The sequence below is a fragment of the Chryseobacterium sp. S0630 genome, assembly GCF_024158915.1.
Taxonomy (GTDB): domain Bacteria; phylum Bacteroidota; class Bacteroidia; order Flavobacteriales; family Weeksellaceae; genus Chryseobacterium.
Genome location: NZ_JAMZGF010000001.1, coordinates 141,810 through 163,860 on the forward strand (window position 1 = coordinate 141,810; position 22,051 = coordinate 163,860).

The following is a 22,051-nucleotide window of genomic DNA, read 5'->3' on the forward strand; positions in this document are numbered from 1 at the left end:
GTATTTCTAAAAGAGAATTTATTTATTGAAATCTACTTCATCATTAGAATGAAGGTTTTCATTGATGTTGTCCTCTTTCTTTTCTGTTGGTTTTTTAGGAGTTGGATCTGCTGGTCTTGGATTTTTGATCTCATCGATCGTCTGAAGACTTCCGTCATCTCCATATCCTCCGCTTAATCCTTTAAGGTTAGAACATCCGTCTTTCCAGTCTGAAGGCTTGACAAACTTGTCATCAGGAGTTACTCCTAAGCTCTTATCAGCCCATACTTTCTTCATGAAAATTGCCCAGATCGGTAGTGCCATTCTCGCACCCTGACCTTCACCTGTTCCAAAGAAGTGGGTTGCTCTGTCTTCCCATCCAACCCATGCTCCGGTTGCCAGTTTTGGTGTGATTCCCATAAACCATCCATCGGAGTTATTCTGAGTTGTTCCTGTTTTAGCAGCAATTTCCACAGCTTTTGAAATTCCTCTTCTTCCTAATTCTCCGGAAGCAGTTCCGTATTGTGCAACACCTTTCATAAGTTCAATCATGGTGTAGGCATACATTGGGTTCATTACTTCTTTTGGCTCTACGTTTACTTCTTTGATTACTCTACCATTGGCATCTTCAATTCTCCAGATCATCTCTGGTTTGTTATAGTTACCATAGTTGGCGAAAGTACTGTATGCACCTAGCATTTCGTAAATAGTGATGTCTGATGAACCTAAAGCGATAGTATTGTTTCTTGGAATATCTTCTGTTACTCCCAGATCTCTTGCTGTCTGGATTACAGCATCTACTCCTGTCATTTCAATAAGTCTTGCAGCAACAGGGTTTTGAGAGTGTGCCAATGCATCTTTTAAAGTAAGCATTCCGCCTCTTCCCGGTACATGCCATCCGTTATGATCGTAAGTTCCGTTAGAAACAGCCGAACAAGGTGTCATTCCCAGTTTCATAATAGCAGTAGCATATACGAAAGGCTTGAATGTAGATCCTACCTGTCTCTTACCTTGTTTGATATGGTCATATTGGAAGTGCTGCCAGTCTATACCACCTACCCAAGCTTTGATTTCTCCGGTTCCTGGAACCATAGACATTAAACCTGCCTGTGCAATTTGTTTGTGGTATCTGATAGAATCCCATGGAGACATTTCCACCTCTTCTTCTCCGGCCCATGTGAATCGTGAAGTTTTGATAGGTTTTTTGAACTCCATCATAATAGAATCCTCAGGCATTCCGTCAGCTTTCAGCAATTTATAACGGCCGGTTCTTTTCATCGCCTGAACCATTACATCTTTGATTTGTTTATCATTAAGATAGTAGAAAGGTCTGTTCTTTCTTCCTCTCTGTTCTGCATCAAATCTCTTCTGAAGATCTGTTAAGTGCTCTTTGATTGATTCTTCAGCATATTTCTGCATTTTAGAATCAAGAGTAACATATATTTTTAAACCGTCCTTGTAAAGGTTAAGTTTTTTACCGGTTTCTTTTTCATGAGCTTCAAGATATTTGTCAATCTCTTTTCTCAGATAGAACTTGTAATAAGCAGAATATCCATCAGTAATACTCTTGATAGGGTGGAAGTCTACTTCAATCGGAGTACTGGCTGCTTTTTCGTACGTTGCAGCATCAATATATCCGGTTTTCTGCATTTGATCTAATACGACATTCCTTCTTTCTTTAGCCTTTTCAGGATATCTGTAAGGATTGTTTTTTCTTGGGTTTTCAAGCATTGCTACAAATGTTGCAGCTTCTGGTAATGTAAGTTCAGATGTTTTCTTGTTAAAGTAAACTCTGGAAGCCATTTCAATACCATTAGCGTTGAAAAGGAAGTCAAATTTGTTGAAATAAAGAGTGATAATCTCTTCTTTGGTGTATCTTTTCTCAAGACTTACTGCTACTACCCATTCTTTCAGTTTCTGGAATGCTCTCTGAACTTTATTCTGAGAAGCATTTCCTGTGAAAAGAAGTTTGGCAAGCTGTTGGGTAATGGTAGAACCTCCACCACGTCCACCACCATATGCAACGGCTCTGGCAACAGAGTATAAATCGATTCCTGAGTGTTCTTTAAAACGCTCATCTTCTTTAGCCTGTAGAGCATAAATAAGATAAGGAGGAAGGTCTTTATAAACGATTGGCTGAGTCTTTTCTTTTTCGAATTTACCCAAAGTTACTCCGTCTGAAGAAATGATTTCAGAAGCAACAAAGATATCCGGGTTTTCAAGTTCTTTTACATCAGGCATTTCCCCAAGGAATCCTTGAGAAACCGAAAAGAAAAGCCCTGAAATTCCCAGAACTACCGCAATGAGTCCGATCCAAATAAACGAAACCCATTTTCTCCAGGAGGTATCTTTCTTTTTCTTGGGAGGCAGAGGAAATGTTTTCCCCTTATTTCCTGCATTTTTTTTGTTTTCTTCCATTTATGGTTACGGTTTAGCCGTTTCTATTTTTACCCCAATATCCTCAATTCCCTGAAGGTTGTCATTTCTCATCGCCTGAGTAAGACTGATTTCATATTTCCCTTGTCCCGGAAACTGGTAATTTACTTTATACTGAAACAAAGTTTCCTTCGTATCACCAAACCCTGTACCAAGCCATTCTCCGTTTGGTTTAGCCAGAACATAATTCAAGGTGTCTGTTTCCTTTTTTTTGTTCTGGAGATTGGTGAAATTCACTATAAACCTTATATTGCTGTAAGGATAAGCGTTGTTATTTCTTACGACAAATATAATATTTTTAGGATTCTGCGGATCTGAAACTTCAAGATTAAATTTTTGTTCACTTTTCTTATTCCATTTGTTATCAACGGAATTCATGATGACATCTCCTCCTGAGGAAGAGTTGCAGCTAAAGAAAAGGATAAGTGAAAGTAATCCTAAAATTTTATGCATTGTTATCTTTTTTTGGAGGATATTTCTTTTTGAATTTTTTCTTGTTCGGATTGTTGCTCTGTGGCTTTTTATCAGCGTCAGAATTATTCACTGCTTTTTCCACAGGGGCTTTTTGCTGTGGGTGCTGCTTTTGAGGTTTTGGCTGATTTGCAGATTGAGCATTCGGGTTTTCGGTTTTTTCAGATCTTTCCGGCCTCTCTTGCCTTTCCGGTCTGTTTCTTTTTTGTCCTTGGCCCTGACCCTGATTTTGCTGGTTGTTATTTTGCTTATTCTGGTTGCTCTGGTTGTTTCTGTTTCGGTTGTTTCCTCTGTTTTTCTTTTCGAAACGATCCACATTGTTTTCCTGAATCAAATCGATCGTGTGAGTAGAGGCTTCCGGTTGTTTCAGGTCTTCAAGAGGAAGTGTTTTTTCTCCTCTTTTATTCTTTGAAATCAATTTTTTAACAAGGTCAATGTCAAAATCATACCATGCAATTGAACTGTCTACATAAGCAAACCACATTTTCTTTTTGAAAACGTCGATTTTAATACAGAATGCTTTTCCTTTCTCAGTTTCCAAAGTAGTTGAAGAAGAAGGGAAGTTGCTTAATGCATCCAGATAACTGTCAAGCTCATAGTTAAGACAACATTTAAGCTTACCGCATTGCCCTGCCAGTTTCTGAGGATTGATACTCAGCTGTTGATATCTTGCAACATTGGTGTTTACAGATCTGAAGTCTGTAAGCCATGTAGAGCAGCAAAGTTCACGTCCGCAAGATCCGATTCCACCTACTTTGGCAGCTTCCTGTCTGAAACCGATTTGTTTCATGTCGATTTTAGTACGGAAAGCTCCAGCGTAATCTTTGATTAGTTGTCTGAAATCCACTCGGTTCTCAGCAGTGTAATAAAAGGTGATTTTTGAGGAGTCACCCTGATATTCCACGTCTGTAACTTTCATTTCAAGGCCTAATCTCTGGGCAATTTTTCTTGCTTCAAGCTTTACGCCATCTTCTTTTTTTCTTGCTTCCTGCCATACCTCAAGATCTTTTTGGTTGGCTTGTCTGTATATTTTGAGTGCCGATTCTTCAGAAAACTTTTTCTTTTTCATCTGAATCTTTACTAATTCTCCCGTAAGGCTTACTACGCCTACATCGTGTCCCGGACTTGATTCTACTGTAATTACGCTACCTATATGTAAAGGGATATTATTTACATTCTTATAAAACGATTTTCTGTCATTTTTAAATCTAACTTCAACAAAATCACACCTGTTTGGTGCCGGATTGTTGATGTTAGAAAGCCAGTCAAAAACACTTAATTTATAACTATTCCCGCAGGTATTTACATTTTCACAGCCATTTGCGGTTTTTTTAGGGCCGCAAGAATGTGCAGAATCGCCGGATGTTTTACATCCACAACTCATATTTTCTATTATTTATAATCTGCAAATTTATGTATTTTTATCTTTATGCGATTCTAAAATACTTAAATAACCTGAATTGGAGATAAAACATTTTCCTGTTTTGAGTCAGAATGATCGTTAAGAGCTGCTATTAAGGATGTAAAGGGCATAGATTTTTTTAATTTAATCTTTTTATTCCAACTCTGTTTAATTTAACATTTATTATCATTTTACTTTCCTGTTTGTGTTCTTTGAGGTTGTTATGACTTAATGTTAAACATTTGTTTAAAATTAAACAATAGATGGTTTTTGGTTTTTTAATCTCTTTAAATATTTCATAATGATTATTTTGTGGTTTATTTCCTTTGAGTTATTATTTTAAACATAGTTTTCTTTTAGGATATTGTTTAAAATATTAGCAAATATTAACAGATGTATTCAAAATAATTTTATATTTGGCTTATATAATAATAGTCTATGAAAAAAATATTAGTATCAACTGCTTTATTGGCGGGAGTTCTATCTTACGCAGGTGGCTTTAGAGTTTCCCTGCAAGGGGTAAAACAATTGGCAATGGCGCATACTAGTGCTCATGCCGAAGACGCGAGTGTGACATTCTTTAACCCGGCGGGTATGTCATTTATCCCTTCCAAACTGAGTGTAGTGGCAGGAGGGTTTGCAGCAAGTAACAAGGTTACTTTTCAAAACTTCAATACTTTACAAAGTACAGAAACAGATAACCCTGTAGGAACTCCTTTCTATGCCGCAATTACTTATAGACCGATAGAAAAGCTTACCGTAGGTCTAAGTGTAACAACGCCTTTTGGAAGTACAATTAAGTGGCCGAATGACTGGGAAGGCAAAGAAATGGTTCAGAAATTAGAACTTAAAAGTTTCTACTTCCAGCCAATGGTTTCTGTAAAACTAGCTCCATGGGTATCTTTTGGTGCCAGCTATATCTATGCAAAAGGAGTTGTAGACTGGGATAAAGCAGTTACGCAATTTGGAGGACAAGTAAATATCAATGATAAAAAAGCAAGCGGACACGGATATGGTTTCGGTTTCTACTTCAGACCTGATCCGAAATTAGATGTGAGTATTGCCTACCGTTCAGCAATAGATATGAAAGCTAAGAATGGTACAGCTACATTCCAGTTCCCTTCTCAATCTATTTATAATCAACTTAAGCTGAATGCTGCCGGACAAGATGGTTTCTCAGCAACATTACCATTGGTTGAAGAATATACCATTGGTTTAACTTATAAGGTGACACCAAAATGGCAGGTTTCTGCTGACTTTAACTATCACGGATGGGAAAGGTACAGTAAGCTTACCCTGGATTTCGAAAATGCTCCTATTGGAAACAACCCATCAGATCCAACAGTTCTTACAAGTCCTAAAAACTTCAGGAATTCCAAAACATTCAGATTGGGAACTCAGTACGCATTCACCAATATGATTTACGGACGTTTGGGAGCTTATTATGATGAAGCACCTTATACAACAGATAATTTTATTCCGGAAACACCTTCATATGATACGTATGTTGTTACAGGAGGGATAGGCTTTAAGCTGAAACAATTCGGAATTGATATTGCTGGAGGATATGCAATGCCTCAATACAGAAATGTAAATAATGCTAATCTAGGTTTCTACGGACAGTCGAAAGCAACAGCATTTTACTTAGGTCTAGGTTTATCTTATAATCCATTTTAATTTTAGAAGACTATGAAAAAAATTATAATATCGACAATTGCAGTTTCTGCACTTCTTTTTACAGTAAGCTGTAATACAGATTTCGATACGGACGTGAAAGATATCCCGGTAACAAAAGGAGAGGCGGACTTTTCAAAATATATCTCATTAGGAAACTCTCTTACTTCAGGATATCGTGATGGTGCGCTTTACAGCAGTGGCCAGAATGAATCTTATCCAAGTATGATCGCTGCACAGATGAAATTGGCAGGTGGAGGAGACTTTAAACAACCTTTAATGCCTAATGACGTAGGTGGGTTCAACAATCTTCCGGGTTTCCCAGGAAAATTAACTCTTCAGGTTGTTAATGGATCTTTAGCTCCTGTGCCAAGTGGGGCAGCAGCTGCGTTGGATGTATTATCTGGCGGAGGTACTTATAATAACATGGGGGTTCCTGGTGCCAAGTCATTCCACCTGGTAGCGCCTGGATATGGTAGCCAGGCCGGGCTTGCAATGGGTACAGCTAATCCTTATTTTGTAAGGTTTGCTTCTTCTGCTACTACAAGTGTATTGGCTGATGCTATGGCTCAGAAAGCAACATTTTTCTCTCTTTGGATTGGTAATAATGATGTGTTATCTTATGCTACGAACGGAGGAACAAACTCACAGACCGTAGCTGGTGTTACCACTTATACAGCAGCAACAGTTCAGACAGGAAATACCAATCCTACAACGTATAAATCTAATGATATCTCTGATCCTGCATTAGTAGCTGGATCTATTAAGGCAGTTTTAGATGGTCTTAAAAGTGTAGGGACAACAAAAGGGGTTATTGCTAATATTCCTTCTGTTACTTCAGTTCCTTTCTTTACTACGGTACCTTATAACCCTTTGACGCCTGCTCTTTTAGGTTCAAACCTGACAACTCTTAATACGAGTTTATATGGTCCTTTGAAGCAAGCTCTTACTGCTTTTGGAGCTGGGGATAGAATTAATTTACTTTCTGCTACAGGTCCAAACCCTGTTTTAATTAAAGATGTTGCTTTGACAGATTTATCTGCTCAGCTTACCGCTGCTTTAACTCCTTCTTTGGGAGCGCCGACAGCTGCTGCTTTTGGTCAGATCTTTGGCCAGGCAAGACAGGCGACTGCAGATGATTATATTTTGCTTACAACAAGCTCTGTAATTGGAAGTACTGCGGCTGGAGTTCCGCCTCCGGTAAATATTTATGGAATTTCTTATCCATTACAAAACCAGCATGTATTAACAAAAACAGAAGCCGGCTATGTGAAAACAGCAACAACTGCATATAATACCTCTATCAAATCGCTTGCTGATTCTTATGGGTTAGCATTTGTAGATGCTGGTACTAAAATGTTGGAACTGAATGGACAATCCGGGATTTCTTATGACGGAGTAAAATATACTGCGAAATTTGTAACAGGAGGAGCTTTCTCTCTGGATGGAGTTCACCTTACAGGACGTGGATACGGTATTGTTGCTAATGAATTTATCAAGTCTATCAATGCTAAATATAAGTCTACACTTCCACAGGTAGATCCGAACAAATATTCAGGAGTTAAATTCCCTTAATAATTGATAAAATAAAAACTTAGAAACCACAAGAGTAAATCTTGTGGTTTTTTTTTAAATTTGCAAAATCTTTTAAAAAGTAAAAATGGCCGATCAGTTAAGTTATCTATTTTGTACAAGAACCAGCAGGGACTTGGCAGAGAAAATTGCCCAGAATTATGGGAAAGAATTAGGAAAAATCAACTTTCAGGAGTTCAGCGACGGGGAATTTGAGCCTGTTTTGGACGAATCTGTAAGAGGAGGAAGAGTTTTCCTGATTGGATCTACATTCCCTCCTGCAGACAATCTTTTAGAGCTTCTTCTAATGATTGATGCAGCAAAAAGAGCTTCTGCAAAGAGCATTACCGTAGTAATTCCTTACTTCGGACTTGCCAGACAGGACAGAAAAGACAAACCAAGAGCGCCGATCGGTGCTAAACTAGTTGCTAACCTTCTTACAGCAGCGGGAGCAACAAGAGTGATGACTATGGATCTTCACGCAGATCAGATTCAAGGATTCTTCGAAATTCCGGTAGATCATCTGTATGCTTCCAGTATTTTTGTAGATTATATCAGATCTTTAGAGCTTGATAATCTTACTATTGCTTCTCCGGATATGGGAGGTGCAAAAAGAGCGAAAAACTATGCCGGTCACTTAGGGGCTGAAGTAGTAATTGCCTACAAGGAAAGAAAAAAAGCAAACGTTGTAGAAGAAATGTTCCTTATCGGGGATGTAACAGGTAAAAACGTAATCCTTATTGATGATATGATTGATACTGCAGGTACACTTTGTAAAGCAGCTGATATCTTAATTGAAAAAGGAGCAAAAACAGTAAGGGCTATGGCAACTCACGGAGTGCTTTCAGGTAAGGCTTACGAGAATATTGAGAACTCAAAACTCTTGGAAGTTATTGTAACTGACTCAATTCCTGTTAAAAATAATTTGTCATCTAAAATAAAAGTGCTATCTTGCGCCCCATTATTTGCAGATGTTATGACAATGGTTCACGAGCACAAATCAATTAGCAGCAAGTTTGTTATTTAATTGATTTAAAGCATATTGCAAATTAAAATTAGAACAATTTTTTAAATTTTTTATAAATGAAATCTATTACAATTCAAGGTACAAAAAGAGAAAGCGTGGGCAAAAAGTCTACAAAAGCTTTACGTGATGCTGAATTAGTTCCTTGTGTTGTTTATGGAGGTGAAGCACCTTTGAACTTCTCTGCTGAAGAGAGCGCTTTCAAAGGATTAGTATACACTCCTGAAGCACACACGGTATCTATTGAAGTTGACGGAAAAACAATTCCAGCAGTTCTTCAAGATATTCAGTTTCACCCAATTACTGACAAAATTCTTCACATCGACTTCTATCAGTTATCTGACGATAAGCCAGTTATCATGGAGGTTCCTGTAAGAATTACTGGACGTTCTAAAGGTGTTGTTGCTGGTGGTGTTTTACGTCAGTCTTTCAGAAAACTAAAAGTAAAAGCTATCCCTGCTAACCTACCTGACGAAATCGTTGTAGATGTTACTCCATTAAGAATTGGTAACAAACTTTACATCGGTAGCATCAAAACAGAAGGTTACTCTTTCGTACACCCAGACAACGCAGTAGTAGTTGCTGTTAAGATGTCTAGAAATGCAATGAAAGGTGGTGCAGCAATGCAAGATGATGAGGATGAAGAAGAAGTTGCAACTGAAGAAGGTGCAGCTCCTGAAGCAGCAGCTGAAACTGCAGCAGAATAAGAATTGCTTATTTAAACAATATAAGAACCCGTCATTTTGGCGGGTTTTTTATTTGATAATGAGTCTCAGTAAAATCGACAAAACAGCTTAATGCATTACTTTTAATTTTGTCTTTTTGCTTTATTGTCTTTCTCCACCTTAAACTATCGAATATTTCTATCAACTGACAATGATCAGTACCCGACCACATGCTTCCTTTCGGAAAAAAAGCCGTAAATTTGAAGAGTTCTAAATAAGACCGTTTTAATTTAAAAAATAAATAAATGTTTGACATTCAGGAAATAAGAAGCCAGTTTTCTATATTGGACAGAGAAGTGAACGGTAAGCCTTTGGTTTATCTGGATAATGCAGCTACATCCCAAAAACCAAATTCAGTTTTGGAGGTCTGTCACGCATATTATACAGAACTTAATGCCAATGTTCATAGAGGAATTCATACATTGAGCCAGCTGGCAACAGAAGAAATGGAGCTTTCAAGAAGAAAGATTCAGAAATTCATCAATGCTGAACATGATTTTGAAGTCATTTTTACAAAAGGTACAACAGAAGGGTTGAACCTCATTGCTTATATATTAACACAAAAGCTACAGAAAGATGATGAAATCATTATTTCATATCTGGAGCACCATTCTAATATTGTTCCCTGGCAGATGCTTTGTGAAAGAACCGGAGCAAAACTTCGTGTGATTCCGATTGATGAGAACGGAATCCTTCAGATGGATCATTTTGATCAGCTTTTAAGTGAAAAAACGAAGGTCGTTTCTGTAAATCAGGTTTCTAATGCGCTAGGTATTGTGAATCCTATTGAAGAGATTATTGCGAAAACAAGAAAAAATACGGATGCTTATGTTGTTATTGACGGTGCTCAGTCTGCTCCGCATTTCAATATTGATGTTCAGAAAATGGATTGTGATTTCTTTGTATTTTCCGGTCATAAGATGTACGCTCCTATGGGAACAGGTATTTTATACGGAAAACGTGAAATACTAGAAGCTTTGCCACCATTCCATGGAGGAGGAGAGATGATTGCAACATGTTCTTTCGAAGGAACTACCTATGCAGGTCTTCCATTCAAATATGAAGCAGGAACGCCCAATGTAGGAGGAAATATTGCTTTAGGTGCAGCTGTTGATTTCATGCATAAAATAGGGCATACCCATATTCAGAATCATGAAAATGCTCTATTGGAATATGCGCAAAGACAGCTTTTAGAAATAGATGGTATTAAGATCTATGGTGAAAAAGCAAATAGAACGGGGGTTGTATCCTTTAATCTGGAAGGAGTGGGAATTGCCTCCGATGTAGGGATGATCCTTGATAAAATGGGAATTGCTGTAAGAACAGGACACCACTGTACACAGCCTATTATGAACTTCTTTAATATTGCAGGAACAGTGAGAGCAAGTTTCGCTGTTTATAATACTTTCGAAGAAATTGATGCCTTGGTAGAAGGTGTTAAAAAAGCACAGAGAATGTTGAGCTAATCAATATAGAATCTCTATCATATAAAATAAAAGCAGCTGTTGAGCTGCTTTTTTTATTAGTCGATGGGAATGCAGTAGCATTTTCCATCAATAATCACCTGATAATACCCGATAGCACACTCAAGGCAGATTTCTCCTCCTGCCATAATGCTTTTCATTTTTTGTTTGTTCAGCTTTTTCATATGAAATGATTTTGGTTAGATATAAAGGTATAAATTATAGATAAAAATTCTCATTCTTTTTAGAATTAATGTAATGTATTGATTTTATGTATAATTGTGTTTTGTGGAAAATAATTCATTAATTTTATATAAACATCAAATATTTTATTATGAAAAAACTATTTATTATTTTTTTATCAATTTGCGGGATATGTAATGCGCAAGTTTTTTCTGAAAACTTCAATGGTAATACTCTGCCGACTGGGTGGACGGTAGAAAACCCTGATAACTCTTATAACTGGAATGTGGGTGCGCAGAATGGTTTCGCAGGCTTTCCCGATGGGGCGGCTTTTTTTGATGATGATGATGCCGGTCCAACCGGAGTTGTTACAAATGCCAGGCTGATTTCTCCTGTGATTAATCTTACCGGAGTGGTGAACCCAAAGCTGTCATTCAATTATGCCAATATGATTTATGATCTTGATTCTACTTTAAAAGTTGAAGTCTTCAATGGAACTTCCTGGATTCAGGTTTTTACCTTTTCAGGGGAAGCAGGGGTATGGGATCTTGATTTTAATACCTTTTCATATGTAGTAACGAGTTATGCTGCCGCAGCAAATATAGATTTGACACCTTATGCCAATGCTGCTTTTAAACTAAGATTTGTTTATGATGATGCCGGAGACTATTCTTACGGTGTGGTAGTAGATAATGTGATGATTACAAGTGGTGTTTTGGCAACTTCAGAGGTTTCATACGCTGATCATATAAATGTATATCCGAATCCGGTGAAAGGGAATCTTTATATTAAGCAAAGCGCTCAAAATAAATTTGAAAAGATTTCTGTGATTGATCAGTCAGGGAAGCTTGTGAAAACATTTAACAAAGCATCTGATTCCTATGACTTATCAGATCTGCCAAAAGGAATCTATATTATAATGATTATTAATCATGATGGAGAAGTTGTTAAGAAGAAAGTGATGAAGGAATAATCACTGAAAAAAATAATTCTAACAAAAAACCCTTATAGAATGCCTATAAGGGTTTTGTATATTTTCAAAAGAATTAATCTTATACATTCGGTTTCCAGTCAACCACTGCTCTGATGAATGCTTCAGCATTTTCAACAGGAACATTCGGTAGAATTCCGTGTCCTAAATTAGCAATGTATCTGTCTTTTCCAAAACGGTTGATCATTTCATTCACCATTTTCTTGATGGTTTCAGGTGTTGAATGAAGTCTTGCAGGATCAAAATTTCCCTGTAGCGTCATCGTATGGTTTGTCAAAGTTCTTGCGAATTCAGGTTTAATAGTCCAGTCTACACCAAGAGCAGAAGCTTTAGACATAGTCATATCTTCTAACGCAAACCAGCATCCTTTTCCAAATACTACAACATGAGTAAGCGGGCTTAATGCTTCAACAATCTGGTTGATGTACTGCCATGAGAATTCCTGATAATCTGTAGGAGAAAGCATTCCTCCCCAAGAATCGAAAACCTGTACTGCAGAAACTCCTTTTTCTACTTTTCTCTTCAGATAAGCGATTGTAGTATCTGTAATTTTTTGTAATAATAAATGTGCTGCTTCAGGCTGTTGGAAACAGAAAGATTTTGCAATATCAAAAGCTTTACTTCCTTTTCCTTCTACACAGTAGCAAAGAATAGTCCATGGAGAACCGGCAAAACCGATCAATGGAATATCATTGTCCAGCTTCTGAAGCGTAAGTTCAATAGCATCAAAAACATAACCTAAAGTGTCATTCACATCCGGAGTTTCAATATTCTGAACCTGTTCCATTGTTCTGATAGGAGTATCTAACCATGGGCCTACAGATTCTTTCATTTTGAAATCAATTCCCATTGCCTGTGGAACTACCAGGATATCAGAAAACAGAATCGCGGCATCCAAAGGAAATCTGCGGATAGGCTGCAGAGTGATCTCAGCTGCAAGCTCCGGGGTCTGGCATCTTGTAAAGAAATCATACTGATCTCTTAAAGCAATGAATTCCGGCAGATATCTTCCAGCCTGCCTCATCATCCAGACAGGAGGTCTTTCAACGGTTTCTCCGCGAAGTGCTTTTAAATATAGGTCGTTTTTTATCATAATCTATTGTAACTAATATTACCGGCAATATTTCGGTAACAGATATTCTAAATTCTACTTCCGATTTCTTTTCTGATCAATGCAAAGATAGATGTCAATGTATTTTCTTCAGAAGTAAAAATTTTTTCCTGCGTATAATTTCTCAGCTCACCGGAAGTGGTTTCGCCAATTGAAAAAAGCTTCATGCCTTCCAGAGAATTTCGCCTTGCAAAACTACGAACTCCGCTCGGACTAAAAAATACTGCGGCATGATATTTTTCAGTTATTACCGGATTGATTTCCTCAGTATTATAAATGGTAACTTTTTTGTACTTAATGTTTTGTAACGGAAGGTCTTTGTCCAGAACATTGATGGCAAGATTACCACAGAAGTGCAGGAACTGTTCGTGCTGGCATTTTCCGATAATGAATCTGGAAAGGGTTTCAGCATTTTTCAGGACCTTAAATGTCCCAAAGCCATTTTTCCTCAGCTCTCTTTTGGTCTTTTCTCCTACACAGTAGATCTTGTTATAATTTTTGGCTGTAAAATTCTCATTGGGTTTGAATCTGTTTTTAAAAAAAGAAGCAACTCCATTCACACTGGTGAAAATCAGAGAATAGTTTTTCAGCTCAAAAGGACTGATCATGATGGGTTTGGTCTTAATTACCTCCACACAGTCAACCGAAATATCCTCTCCTAATTCTTTGGATATAATTGTCTGGTCTATATTTTTGGTAAATAAGATTTTCATGTTTTGAGGTTTGAAGCTGGAAGCTGGATGATGGAGGTTTTTTAAATCTGGCTTTTGATTTCTGCCATTAATTCTTTTCCTCCGTTTTCAAGAACAACTTTTGCAAACTTTTCTCCAAAATTCTCGGTTGGAGTATATACAAAGTTTTCATCTACAGCAATGCAGTTTTTCCCATCCAAAGAGCAAAGTGCTGCTTTAAAACGGATCTGATCGCCGATGATTTCTGCAAATGCTCCGATAGGTGCAGTACAGCCTCCTTCTAAAGTACTCAGGAAGTTTCTTTCAATCTCTACACAGATCTGAGTCTGTTGATGATTGATCTGACTTACAATTTCGTTAATTTCCGGTTTGTCAGTATGTCCGGCTACAGAGATTACACCTTGTGAAGGCGCACAGATCATTAATGGAAGCATTTCGTAATCAATTTCCATTTTCATTCTTTTGATGCCTGCCAAAGATAAAATCGTAGCATCGAAATCTCCGTCTTCAAGTTTTTGAAGTCTGGTTTGAATATTTCCACGGATATCCGAGAAATCAGTCGTCGGATAATTTCTCAGCCAGAAAGCTCTTCTTCTCAAACTGCTGGTAGCAAGTTTAAGCTCATGGAATTCTTTATTCCTTGCAGATTCTTTTCTGATCAGGATGTCCTGTGGATAATCTCTTTCCAGGTAAGCGATCATCTCAATATTTTGAGGCAATTGAGTAGGAACATCTTTTAAAGAATGTACGGCAATATCAATCTCATCATTCAATAAGGCGATATCAAGGTCTCTTGTGAAAACCCCGGTAATTCCTAAAGAATAAAGTGGCTGATTAAGGTTCTTATCGCCAGAAGAAACGATAGGAACAATTTCCGTTAAATAATTGTTGTTCTGAAGGTGCCTCGCAACCTCTCTAGCCTGCCAAAGTGCAAGTGCGGAATTTCTCGTTCCGATTCTAATGCTTTTCATTGAATTCGTTGTTTGGTTGTTCAACTAATATTTCGTGCATTAATTTACTAATTTCTTCGGCTTTTAAAGGGTTATCGATGATATATTTTGCAAAACGGTTGGTTATTTTCTGGATCATTTTATCAGAAAGTTCCATGTCCGTGATGTTTATGTATTTATTTTTTTTGTAAAAATTATGCATTTCATTGCGTTCCATGTTCTTTAGAACTGCTTTGAAATGATGAATATTAGGTGCCAGTTTTCTCTTTTTCTCCCATTCAATAAAATCTTTCATCAGTTCCTTAATGATTTTTTCAGCTTTCGGGATTTCTCTTTCTCGCTGTTGAATCGTTTCCTGAATCTGTTTTGAAAGTTCATCTACGTCAATCAGCGTTACGTTTTTATTTTCGGTAACATTCTTTTCAACGTTATGAGGAATAGAAAGATCAATGATCAGTGTTTCTTTTCCATTAGGGAAATGAGACTGGTTGACAATAGGATGCTTTGCCCCTGTTGCCACAATAAGAATATCTGTATTTTTTAATTCCTGGTCAAAATCAGAATAATCAACGTGAGGAATATTATATTTCTGGGAAATCTTTTCAGCTTTCTCCTGAGTTCTGTTGGCGATTTTAATTTTTGGCTGATAAACATGCTTTACCAGATTTTCAACGGTATTCTGTCCTATCTCACCTACACCCAAAAGAAGAATGTTTTTTTCAGTAATTCTTTTCTGGCTGTTTAAAATATAATGAACTGCAGCATAGGAAACAGAAGCTGCTCCATTGGAAATGCCGGTTTCATTTTTTATTCTTTTCGAAATCTGAATAGCCGCATTGATGGCTCTCTCCAGATAAGGATTTGAATTTTGTCTTTCTTTTTTGAAACGGCTGTATGCTTTTTTAATTTGTCCGATAATTTCAAAGTCTCCGATAATCTGACTTTCAAGGCCAGCTGCCACTCTGAAAAGATGAATCAAAGCTTCCTCTTTGGTAAGAATATTGGCAAACTGAAGAAAATCTGTAAGTTGTACTCCAATGGTTTTGCAATACTCTTCAGCAACTAAAAGATAATTGGGAGATGTGGTATAAATTTCGGTCCTGTTACAAGTGGAAACAACAAATGCATCACCCAGGTCTTCCTGATGGACCCTGGAAACAAAGTTTTTGATGTTCTCATCAAAGAATGCAAACTTTCCTCTCGTTTCTACGTCGGCTTTCTCGTAGCTTATTGAAAGCACGGCAAAATTTGACGTTCGATGAATGTTGGAATACTGTAACATAAGCAGTCGCAAATTTACGATTTTTTTAATTAACCTCTCTCAGATAGTGTATATGATAATTATCGTAAAAAACTATAAAAGGCAAGAAAAAGGCGTTTCTGGCGGAAAGACAAAACAGTAAAATAATAAAATTCCGTGTTGGAAAAGAATTGTTGGTGTTTTAAAGTTTTTATTTTGGTCTTCAATGCTGTGTTTTCGTAGTCTTTTTACCCTTTTGTAATTTCCCTTTTTTGCCCATTTAACATCCCATTAATTTTAGTTGAAATCAAACTCTGTAAATATCTAAATTGAAAGTTAATAAAGAATTATAAATTTTAATAAAATTTTAACCAAATTAAGTTGGTGGGAAATTTCTTTAGTACTGTTAAATTTATATCTTTGTAAACTTAAAATCAGAAGAAAAATATGAGTTTATTTGATATGTTTACGCAAGAAATTGCGATAGACCTTGGAACTGCTAATACCCTAATCATCCATAATAATAAAATTGTTATAGATCAACCTTCAATTGTTGCAATTGAACGTTCATCGGGTAAGCCGATTGCCGTCGGAGAGCAAGCCAAGCATATGCAGGGTAAAACTCACGAGGATATCAAAACCATCCGTCCTTTGAAAGACGGGGTTATTGCTGATTTCCACGCTTCTGAACATATGATCAAGGAATTCATCAAGAAAATTCCTGGAATCAAAGGTAAATTCATTCAACCAGCATTACGAATTGTAATCTGTATCCCTTCTGGTATTACTGAAGTTGAAAAAAGAGCGGTAAGAGACTCTGCTCAGAAAGTAAATGCAAAAGAAGTAAGGTTGATCTACGAACCAATGGCAGCGGCAATTGGGGTTGGGATTGATGTTCAAAAGCCTGAAGGAAATATGATCATCGACATAGGTGGTGGTACTACGGAAATTGCTGTTGTAGCTTTAGGAGGTATCGTTTGTGATAAATCTGTGAAGATTGCAGGAGACGTATTTACCAATGATATTGCTTATTACTTAAGAACTCACCATAACCTTTATATCGGAGAAAGAACTGCTGAAAGAATCAAAATTGAAGTAGGTTCTGCAGTAGAAGATCTTGATGTAGATATCGAAGACATCCCGGTACAGGGTAGAGACCTTATTACAGGTAAGCCTAAAGAAATTATGGTTGGATACAAAGAGATCGCCCGTGCATTAGATAAATCAATCATCAGAATTGAAGATGCCGTAATGGAAACATTATCTCTTACACCACCGGAATTGGCTGCTGATATTTACAAAACAGGTATTTATCTAGCCGGAGGAGGAGCGTTATTAAGAGGTCTTGCGGACAGAATTCACAAGAAAACAGGTCTTCCTGTATTTGTAGCTGAAGATCCGTTGAGAGCTGTAGTTCGCGGAACAGGTATTGCCCTTAAGAATATGGATAAGTTCAATTTCTTAATTAAATAATTTTAACTTTTTACGACTTTATATCTGAATGGGATTTTTGCTGAGATTATTTTCGAAGAATACTCTTTTCGTCTTCTTTATATTCCTGCAAATTATTGCTCTGGTTTTGATATTCTCAAGAAATGCCATGCAGAAATCCTGGATTGCAGGCCAAACGGCTGCGTTCAATTCTTGGGTTTCCGGATATATTGATGAAGGAGTTTCTTATCTGAAGCTAAAACAGATCAATGAAGATCTTGTGGTTCAGAATAAAGCCCTTATGACTGAACTCTATGGAAAAGACGGAGAAAAAAATCCTGTTTTCAAAAGAGTTCATGATACCATTGGTGGAGGGCAAATCTATACTTTTGTTGATGGAGAAATTGTTTTCAACAGTATCAACAGAAGAAATAACTATTTTACAATCAACCGTGGCCGTAGAGATGGAGTCTTTCCTCAAATGGGAGTAATGGCGCCAAGAGGTATTGCGGGAATTGTAATCAATTCTACAGATAGTTATGCATTAGTTCAATCCGTGTTAAGTGTTAACAAGATCAGAATTAATGCAGCACTTAAAAACTCAGGGTATTTTGGTACTTTAACATGGAATGGAGATAACTCAAGGGTGATGCACCTGGCGGATATTCCAAAATATGTTGCTCTGAAAGTAGGAGATACCGTTGTTACTGATGGTAAATCTGCTATTTTCCCTAAAGGTGTTACTATCGGTACTATCGCAGGATATTCTGTAGACAATAAAACCGGCTTCTGGGATATTTCCGTAGAGCTGAGTGAAAAAATGGGAGCGTTGAATAAAGTGTATGTAGTGAAGAATCTTAAGAAAGCAGAAGTGCAGAAGATTCAGGACACTATGCAGGCTGTAATAAAAAAAGAAAATGATTAGCAGGACTTTATTTACCGATATATTGATCATGATCTTTCTGGTTGCATTACAAATATTTGTATTGAACAGGATTACCCTTTTCGGGAAATATACTCCGGTATTATATCCTGTGTTTGTCATGTTCTATCCATTTTTCAGAAATAAATTTCAGTTCCTGGCATTGAGCTTTTTAATCGGGCTGTCTATTGACGGTTTCCTCTATTCATGGGGGATCAATGCATTTGCAACAACGTTAATCGCTTATTTCAGAACGTTGATCTTCAGGACTTCCACAGATACGTCTACGGACTTTTTCTCATTCCAGTCCCTTCAATGGGCGCAGTTTTTGCTGTTTTTATTTTCAAGTATTTTCCTGCATCAGCTTTTAGTACAGTATATCGAGTTCTTTAAGTTTAGCAGGTTTTTTGAAATATTATTTAATGTGTTGGTGACAAGTGTAATTTCATTTATCTTTATAGTCATCTACGCATTAATATTTAAAATCAAACAAAAAGTTTGAACACACGTTATTTAAAAATTTTTTCCATCCTCGTTATCATCGCCCTTATTTTTGTGGCGAGGCTTGCTTATTTGCAGTTGTTTACAGACCGTTATGCGTTGAACGCTGCCAATACATCCATTAAAACTGAATATGTTATCCCTCAGCGTGGGGTGATTTTTGATAGAAATGGTAAAATCATGGTGGGTAACCAGCCTGCTTATGAAATTTCTTTTACTCAGGCTTTGATGAAACCTGACTTTGATACACTGGCTTTTTGTAGTTTAATGAAAATTACAAAACAGGATTTTATCAATAGAATCAATGTAATCAAAAAGGAGAAGTATTATTCTAAGCTTACCCCGATGACTTTCATTAAAGACCTCAGCAGAGAAGACATTGCAAGGGTTCAGGAAATTATTTTTAAGTATCCCGCATTTAATATTGTATCAAGACCTCAGCGCCAGTACGAAGTTTCCACATCCGGAAACCTTTTGGGGTACACCAGTGAGGTGAACGAAAGAGATATCAAAAAAGATTCTATCTACTATTTACCTGGAGACTTTATTGGAAAAACAGGTGTTGAAAAATCCTACGAAAAAGAACTCCGCGGAGTAAAAGGAGTGAAATATATCCAAAAAGATATCAGACTTCGTAATATTGGTTCTTATAAAAACGGATCTCTGGATAAAGATGTAATTACGGGTAAAGATATTACCTTAACCATTGATTACGACCTTCAGAGAACGGCAGAAGAAATGCTGGTCAACAAACACGGTGCAATTGTAGCTTTAGATCCTAATAATGGCGAAGTTTTAGTGGCTGCAACCGGACCGGATATTGATCCAAACCTTTTCACCGGACCTTATAAATCAAAAAACTTATACGCTCTTTCAAAAGATACGCTTTACGAAAATAAACCTACTTTTGATCGTGCTCTACAGGCAGGATATCCTCCTGGATCCACGTTCAAACTATTGACTGCTCTAGCGGCAATGCAGATGGGTGTGATGGATGAGAAAACTATTTTCCCGTGTGGAGGAGGATTCTTCTATAAAGGAAAAAGAATTAAAGGTCATGGTGGAGCAGATCCGCTTATTCCTTCTATTCAGGTTTCCAGTAACTGTTTTTTCACCTATGCCTTTATTGCCATCATCAAAAAATATCCGGGAAACCCTTCAAAAGGGGTTGATGAATGGAAAAAAATCATGAGCAGCTTCGGAGTTGGAGAATTTTTAAATAATGACTTTGCCGTTGGTGCAAGGGGTAGAATACCTTCAGGAGATTTTTACGAAAAAAGATTTAAAGCGATCATGAAGGCAAGCGGTTCTCAGAGAACTGATTTTAAAAACTGGGATGAAATGTCCACCGGTGCTATTTATAATGGAATGGGGCAGGGAGATGTTTTGGTAACTCCTATTCAGCTGGCCAATTATGTAGCTGCTATTGCTAATAAAGGATGGTATTATACGCCTCATATTGTAAAAGGAATTGATGGGAAACCCAATCCTGATCCGAGATTTAAAGTTAAACATCAGACTTTAGTAGATCCAAAACATTTCGAACCGGTACTTAAAGGTATGGAGGCTGTAGTGTTGAGAGGAACGGCAAGAGGACTGAAATCGAATGATTTTACACAATTAGCAAAGACAGGTACAGCACAGGTTCCTCAAGGAAAGGATAACTCTATCTTTGTATTGATTGCTCCTGCTGATAAGCCAAAAATTGTTGTAGTAGCCGTAATGGAGCATGCCGGATTTGGAGCTACATGGGCAGGACCAGCCTGTACAGTGATTGCTGAAAAATATATTACAGGTGATTTGAAAAGAGAAAATCTTTACAAAAAAATGATTACCTCGAGTTTCATGCCTGAATATAAAAGACAATGGATTGCAGATTTGAAACGAAAAGGATTATATGTTGATCCCAAACCTGATTCCATCAAACAAAAGAGAATAAAGGACAGTCTGGAGTTGGTAAAACAGCAAAAGGCTAAGCTACAAAAGAAAATAGAAGAGGAAACTAAAAAGAATAACACTGCTAAAAAACCTGTAAAGCAATGAAATGGACAGAAGGAATAGATAAACTGGGCCTTGGGCTGTATTTCCTGCTTTGCATTTTTGCCATTGCAAATATTTACAGTGTTGACCAGAAACTAGGAGAGAAGCAATTGGTTTTTTTCTGTATTTCTGTATTTGTAGGGCTTGTTATATTCGTAGGAAGAAGCAAATTCTTTGAGAATATGGCTGGTATTATTTATATAGGTGGTGTTCTGTTATTAGTAGGCCTTTTCCCGTTTGGTAAAGAGATTCTGGGACAAAAGAACTGGTATAAGTTTGGAAGTTTTACCATGCAGCCCGTTGAGTTTGCAAAAATAGGTACAGCTTTGATGCTGGCCAATTTTGTTTCTAGCCCGGATTTTAATATTAAAAATAAAAAATCTATCTGGACTGCCCTTGCTATTATAGGGATTCCTGCAGCAGTCGTTCTGGCTATTCCGGATGTAGGTTCTATGCTAGTGTTCATTGCATTTTTCATTGCATTATATAGAGAAGGATTGAGTGGTCTTCTATTCGGTATAGGATTTATTTTCGCCGGAGTTTTTCTGATCTCGCTGGCTATTCCTCCCATTTATGTTGCCGTAGCAGTTTTAGTGATTGCCGGTGTTTTAATTGCTATGAATTACCATAGAATGTCATGGGATGTCATTTCTATTTCAGGAATTTCAGGTTCAATTCTTATATTGTGCGGACTGGCTTTTGGGTCTCCTTATATTTTAGAAAAACTGCCAAAACACCAGAGAGAAAGAATTGAGGTTCTTTACAAAGGTGAAAAGGCGTTCAGAGATACTTCCGGATACAACTTATTATATTCCAAAACAGCCATCGGATCAGGTGGAATCTGGGGGAAAGGATACCGTGAAGGATCAGTTACCCAGGGGAAATTTGTTCCGGAACAGGAAACAGATTATATCTTTTGTACCGTAGGAGAAGAATGGGGCTTTGTAGGAAGTGCAGTTCTTATCCTGTGTTATATGGTTTATATCGGAAGAATCTACTATCTGGCAGAACAGCAAAAGTCTACTTTTAACCGGGTATTTGGCTATTGCTTCGCCTCAATCCTGCTGATGCACTTTTCAATCAATTTAGGAATGGTTATGGGGCTTTTCCCTACTGTTGGGATTCCGCTTCCGTATTTCAGTTACGGAGGAAGTTCTTTATTGGCTTTCTCGATGATGACTTTTATCTTCTTTAAGCTTAATTATTCGGATAAGAATAGTTTGGTGTAAAAGAGTGAGGGTGGA

The 22,051-nt window shown here is 37.3% G+C and carries 19 protein-coding genes; 11 read left to right on the top strand and 8 right to left on the bottom strand.

From position 1 onward, the window contains the following. Nucleotides 1-18: 18 nt before the first annotated feature. From NK356_RS00640 to NK356_RS00650, 3 genes are read right to left on the bottom strand one after another with little or no spacing between them, the layout of a single operon-like run. A complete protein-coding gene (locus NK356_RS00640; RefSeq protein ID WP_034691777.1) occupies nt 19-2,397 on the bottom strand; it encodes a transglycosylase domain-containing protein in 2,379 nt (792 codons plus the stop codon). A 6-nt stretch (nt 2,398-2,403) separates the two neighbouring features. Next, nucleotides 2,404-2,868 carry a gliding motility lipoprotein GldH gene (locus tag NK356_RS00645; protein ID WP_253315934.1) on the bottom strand — a complete coding sequence of 155 codons (465 nt, stop codon included), beginning with the start codon at nt 2,866-2,868 and terminating at the stop codon, nt 2,404-2,406. Then, entirely contained in the window at nt 2,861-4,270 is a 1,410-nt protein-coding gene (locus NK356_RS00650; protein ID WP_253315935.1) for a regulatory iron-sulfur-containing complex subunit RicT, read from the bottom strand. Before NK356_RS00650 ends, NK356_RS00645 begins: the two co-directional genes overlap by 8 nt. Before the next feature lie 456 nt (nt 4,271-4,726). On the opposite strand from NK356_RS00650, the gene NK356_RS00655 reads away from it, so the two are divergent. From NK356_RS00655 to NK356_RS00675, 5 genes are all read left to right on the top strand, one after another. Continuing rightward, a complete protein-coding gene (locus NK356_RS00655; protein ID WP_034691769.1) occupies nt 4,727-5,965 on the top strand; it encodes an OmpP1/FadL family transporter in 1,239 nt (412 codons plus the stop codon). Nucleotides 5,966-5,977: 12 nt separating this feature from the next. Then, entirely contained in the window at nt 5,978-7,537 is a 1,560-nt protein-coding gene (locus NK356_RS00660; RefSeq protein ID WP_253315936.1) for a G-D-S-L family lipolytic protein, read from the top strand. A gap of 85 nt (nt 7,538-7,622) precedes the next feature. Next, complete coding sequence (locus NK356_RS00665; protein ID WP_034691764.1) at nt 7,623-8,561, top strand: ribose-phosphate pyrophosphokinase; 939 nt, start codon at nt 7,623-7,625, stop codon at nt 8,559-8,561. A gap of 56 nt (nt 8,562-8,617) precedes the next feature. After that, a complete protein-coding gene (locus NK356_RS00670; protein ID WP_034691761.1) occupies nt 8,618-9,265 on the top strand; it encodes a 50S ribosomal protein L25/general stress protein Ctc in 648 nt (215 codons plus the stop codon). A 263-nt stretch (nt 9,266-9,528) separates the two neighbouring features. Continuing rightward, the gene (locus NK356_RS00675) at nt 9,529-10,749 is read left to right on the top strand and encodes an aminotransferase class V-fold PLP-dependent enzyme (RefSeq protein WP_034691759.1); all 1,221 of its coding nucleotides are present in this window, start codon (nt 9,529-9,531) and stop codon (nt 10,747-10,749) included. 56 nt (nt 10,750-10,805) lie between these two features. Here NK356_RS00675 and NK356_RS00680 read toward each other — a convergent pair whose 3' ends face one another. Next, the gene (locus NK356_RS00680; protein WP_034691757.1) at nt 10,806-10,931 is read right to left on the bottom strand and encodes a hypothetical protein; all 126 of its coding nucleotides are present in this window, start codon (nt 10,929-10,931) and stop codon (nt 10,806-10,808) included. Between the two features lie 149 nt (nt 10,932-11,080). Here NK356_RS00680 and NK356_RS00685 point away from each other — a divergent pair, with 149 nt between their 5' ends. Then, entirely contained in the window at nt 11,081-11,902 is an 822-nt protein-coding gene (locus NK356_RS00685; RefSeq protein ID WP_253315937.1) for a T9SS type A sorting domain-containing protein, read from the top strand. 79 nt (nt 11,903-11,981) lie between these two features. On the opposite strand, the gene hemE is transcribed toward NK356_RS00685, so the two are convergent. From hemE to hemA, 4 genes are read right to left on the bottom strand one after another with little or no spacing between them, the layout of a single operon-like run. Continuing rightward, the gene (hemE, locus tag NK356_RS00690; protein WP_034691752.1) at nt 11,982-13,013 is read right to left on the bottom strand and encodes a uroporphyrinogen decarboxylase; all 1,032 of its coding nucleotides are present in this window, start codon (nt 13,011-13,013) and stop codon (nt 11,982-11,984) included. Between the two features lie 47 nt (nt 13,014-13,060). After that, the gene (locus tag NK356_RS00695) at nt 13,061-13,744 is read right to left on the bottom strand and encodes a uroporphyrinogen-III synthase (RefSeq protein WP_034691750.1); all 684 of its coding nucleotides are present in this window, start codon (nt 13,742-13,744) and stop codon (nt 13,061-13,063) included. 41 nt (nt 13,745-13,785) lie between these two features. Further along, on the bottom strand, nt 13,786-14,694 hold the full coding sequence (gene hemC, locus NK356_RS00700; RefSeq protein WP_253315938.1) for a hydroxymethylbilane synthase: 909 nt from the start codon (nt 14,692-14,694) through the stop codon (nt 13,786-13,788). After that, entirely contained in the window at nt 14,681-15,955 is a 1,275-nt protein-coding gene (hemA, locus tag NK356_RS00705; protein ID WP_034691745.1) for a glutamyl-tRNA reductase, read from the bottom strand. The genes hemC and hemA overlap by 14 nt, the downstream gene beginning before the upstream one ends. Before the next feature lie 405 nt (nt 15,956-16,360). Between hemA and NK356_RS00710 the strand changes: the two genes are divergently transcribed. Genes NK356_RS00710 through rodA form a run of 5 tightly spaced genes read left to right on the top strand, consistent with a single transcriptional unit; the run spans nt 16,361 to nt 22,036 of the window. Further along, nucleotides 16,361-17,386, top strand: coding sequence for a rod shape-determining protein (locus NK356_RS00710; RefSeq protein WP_002982450.1), 1,026 nt, complete (start codon nt 16,361-16,363; stop codon nt 17,384-17,386). 28 nt (nt 17,387-17,414) lie between these two features. After that, a complete protein-coding gene (gene mreC, locus NK356_RS00715; protein ID WP_034691743.1) occupies nt 17,415-18,269 on the top strand; it encodes a rod shape-determining protein MreC in 855 nt (284 codons plus the stop codon). Further along, the gene (locus NK356_RS00720; RefSeq protein ID WP_002982456.1) at nt 18,262-18,768 is read left to right on the top strand and encodes a hypothetical protein; all 507 of its coding nucleotides are present in this window, start codon (nt 18,262-18,264) and stop codon (nt 18,766-18,768) included. Before mreC ends, NK356_RS00720 begins: the two co-directional genes overlap by 8 nt. Then, entirely contained in the window at nt 18,765-20,810 is a 2,046-nt protein-coding gene (locus tag NK356_RS00725; RefSeq protein WP_253315939.1) for a penicillin-binding protein 2, read from the top strand. The genes NK356_RS00720 and NK356_RS00725 overlap by 4 nt, the downstream gene beginning before the upstream one ends. Beyond that, on the top strand, nt 20,807-22,036 hold the full coding sequence (gene rodA / locus NK356_RS00730) for a rod shape-determining protein RodA (protein ID WP_034691736.1): 1,230 nt from the start codon (nt 20,807-20,809) through the stop codon (nt 22,034-22,036). Before NK356_RS00725 ends, rodA begins: the two co-directional genes overlap by 4 nt. Nucleotides 22,037-22,051: the final 15 nt, after the last annotated feature.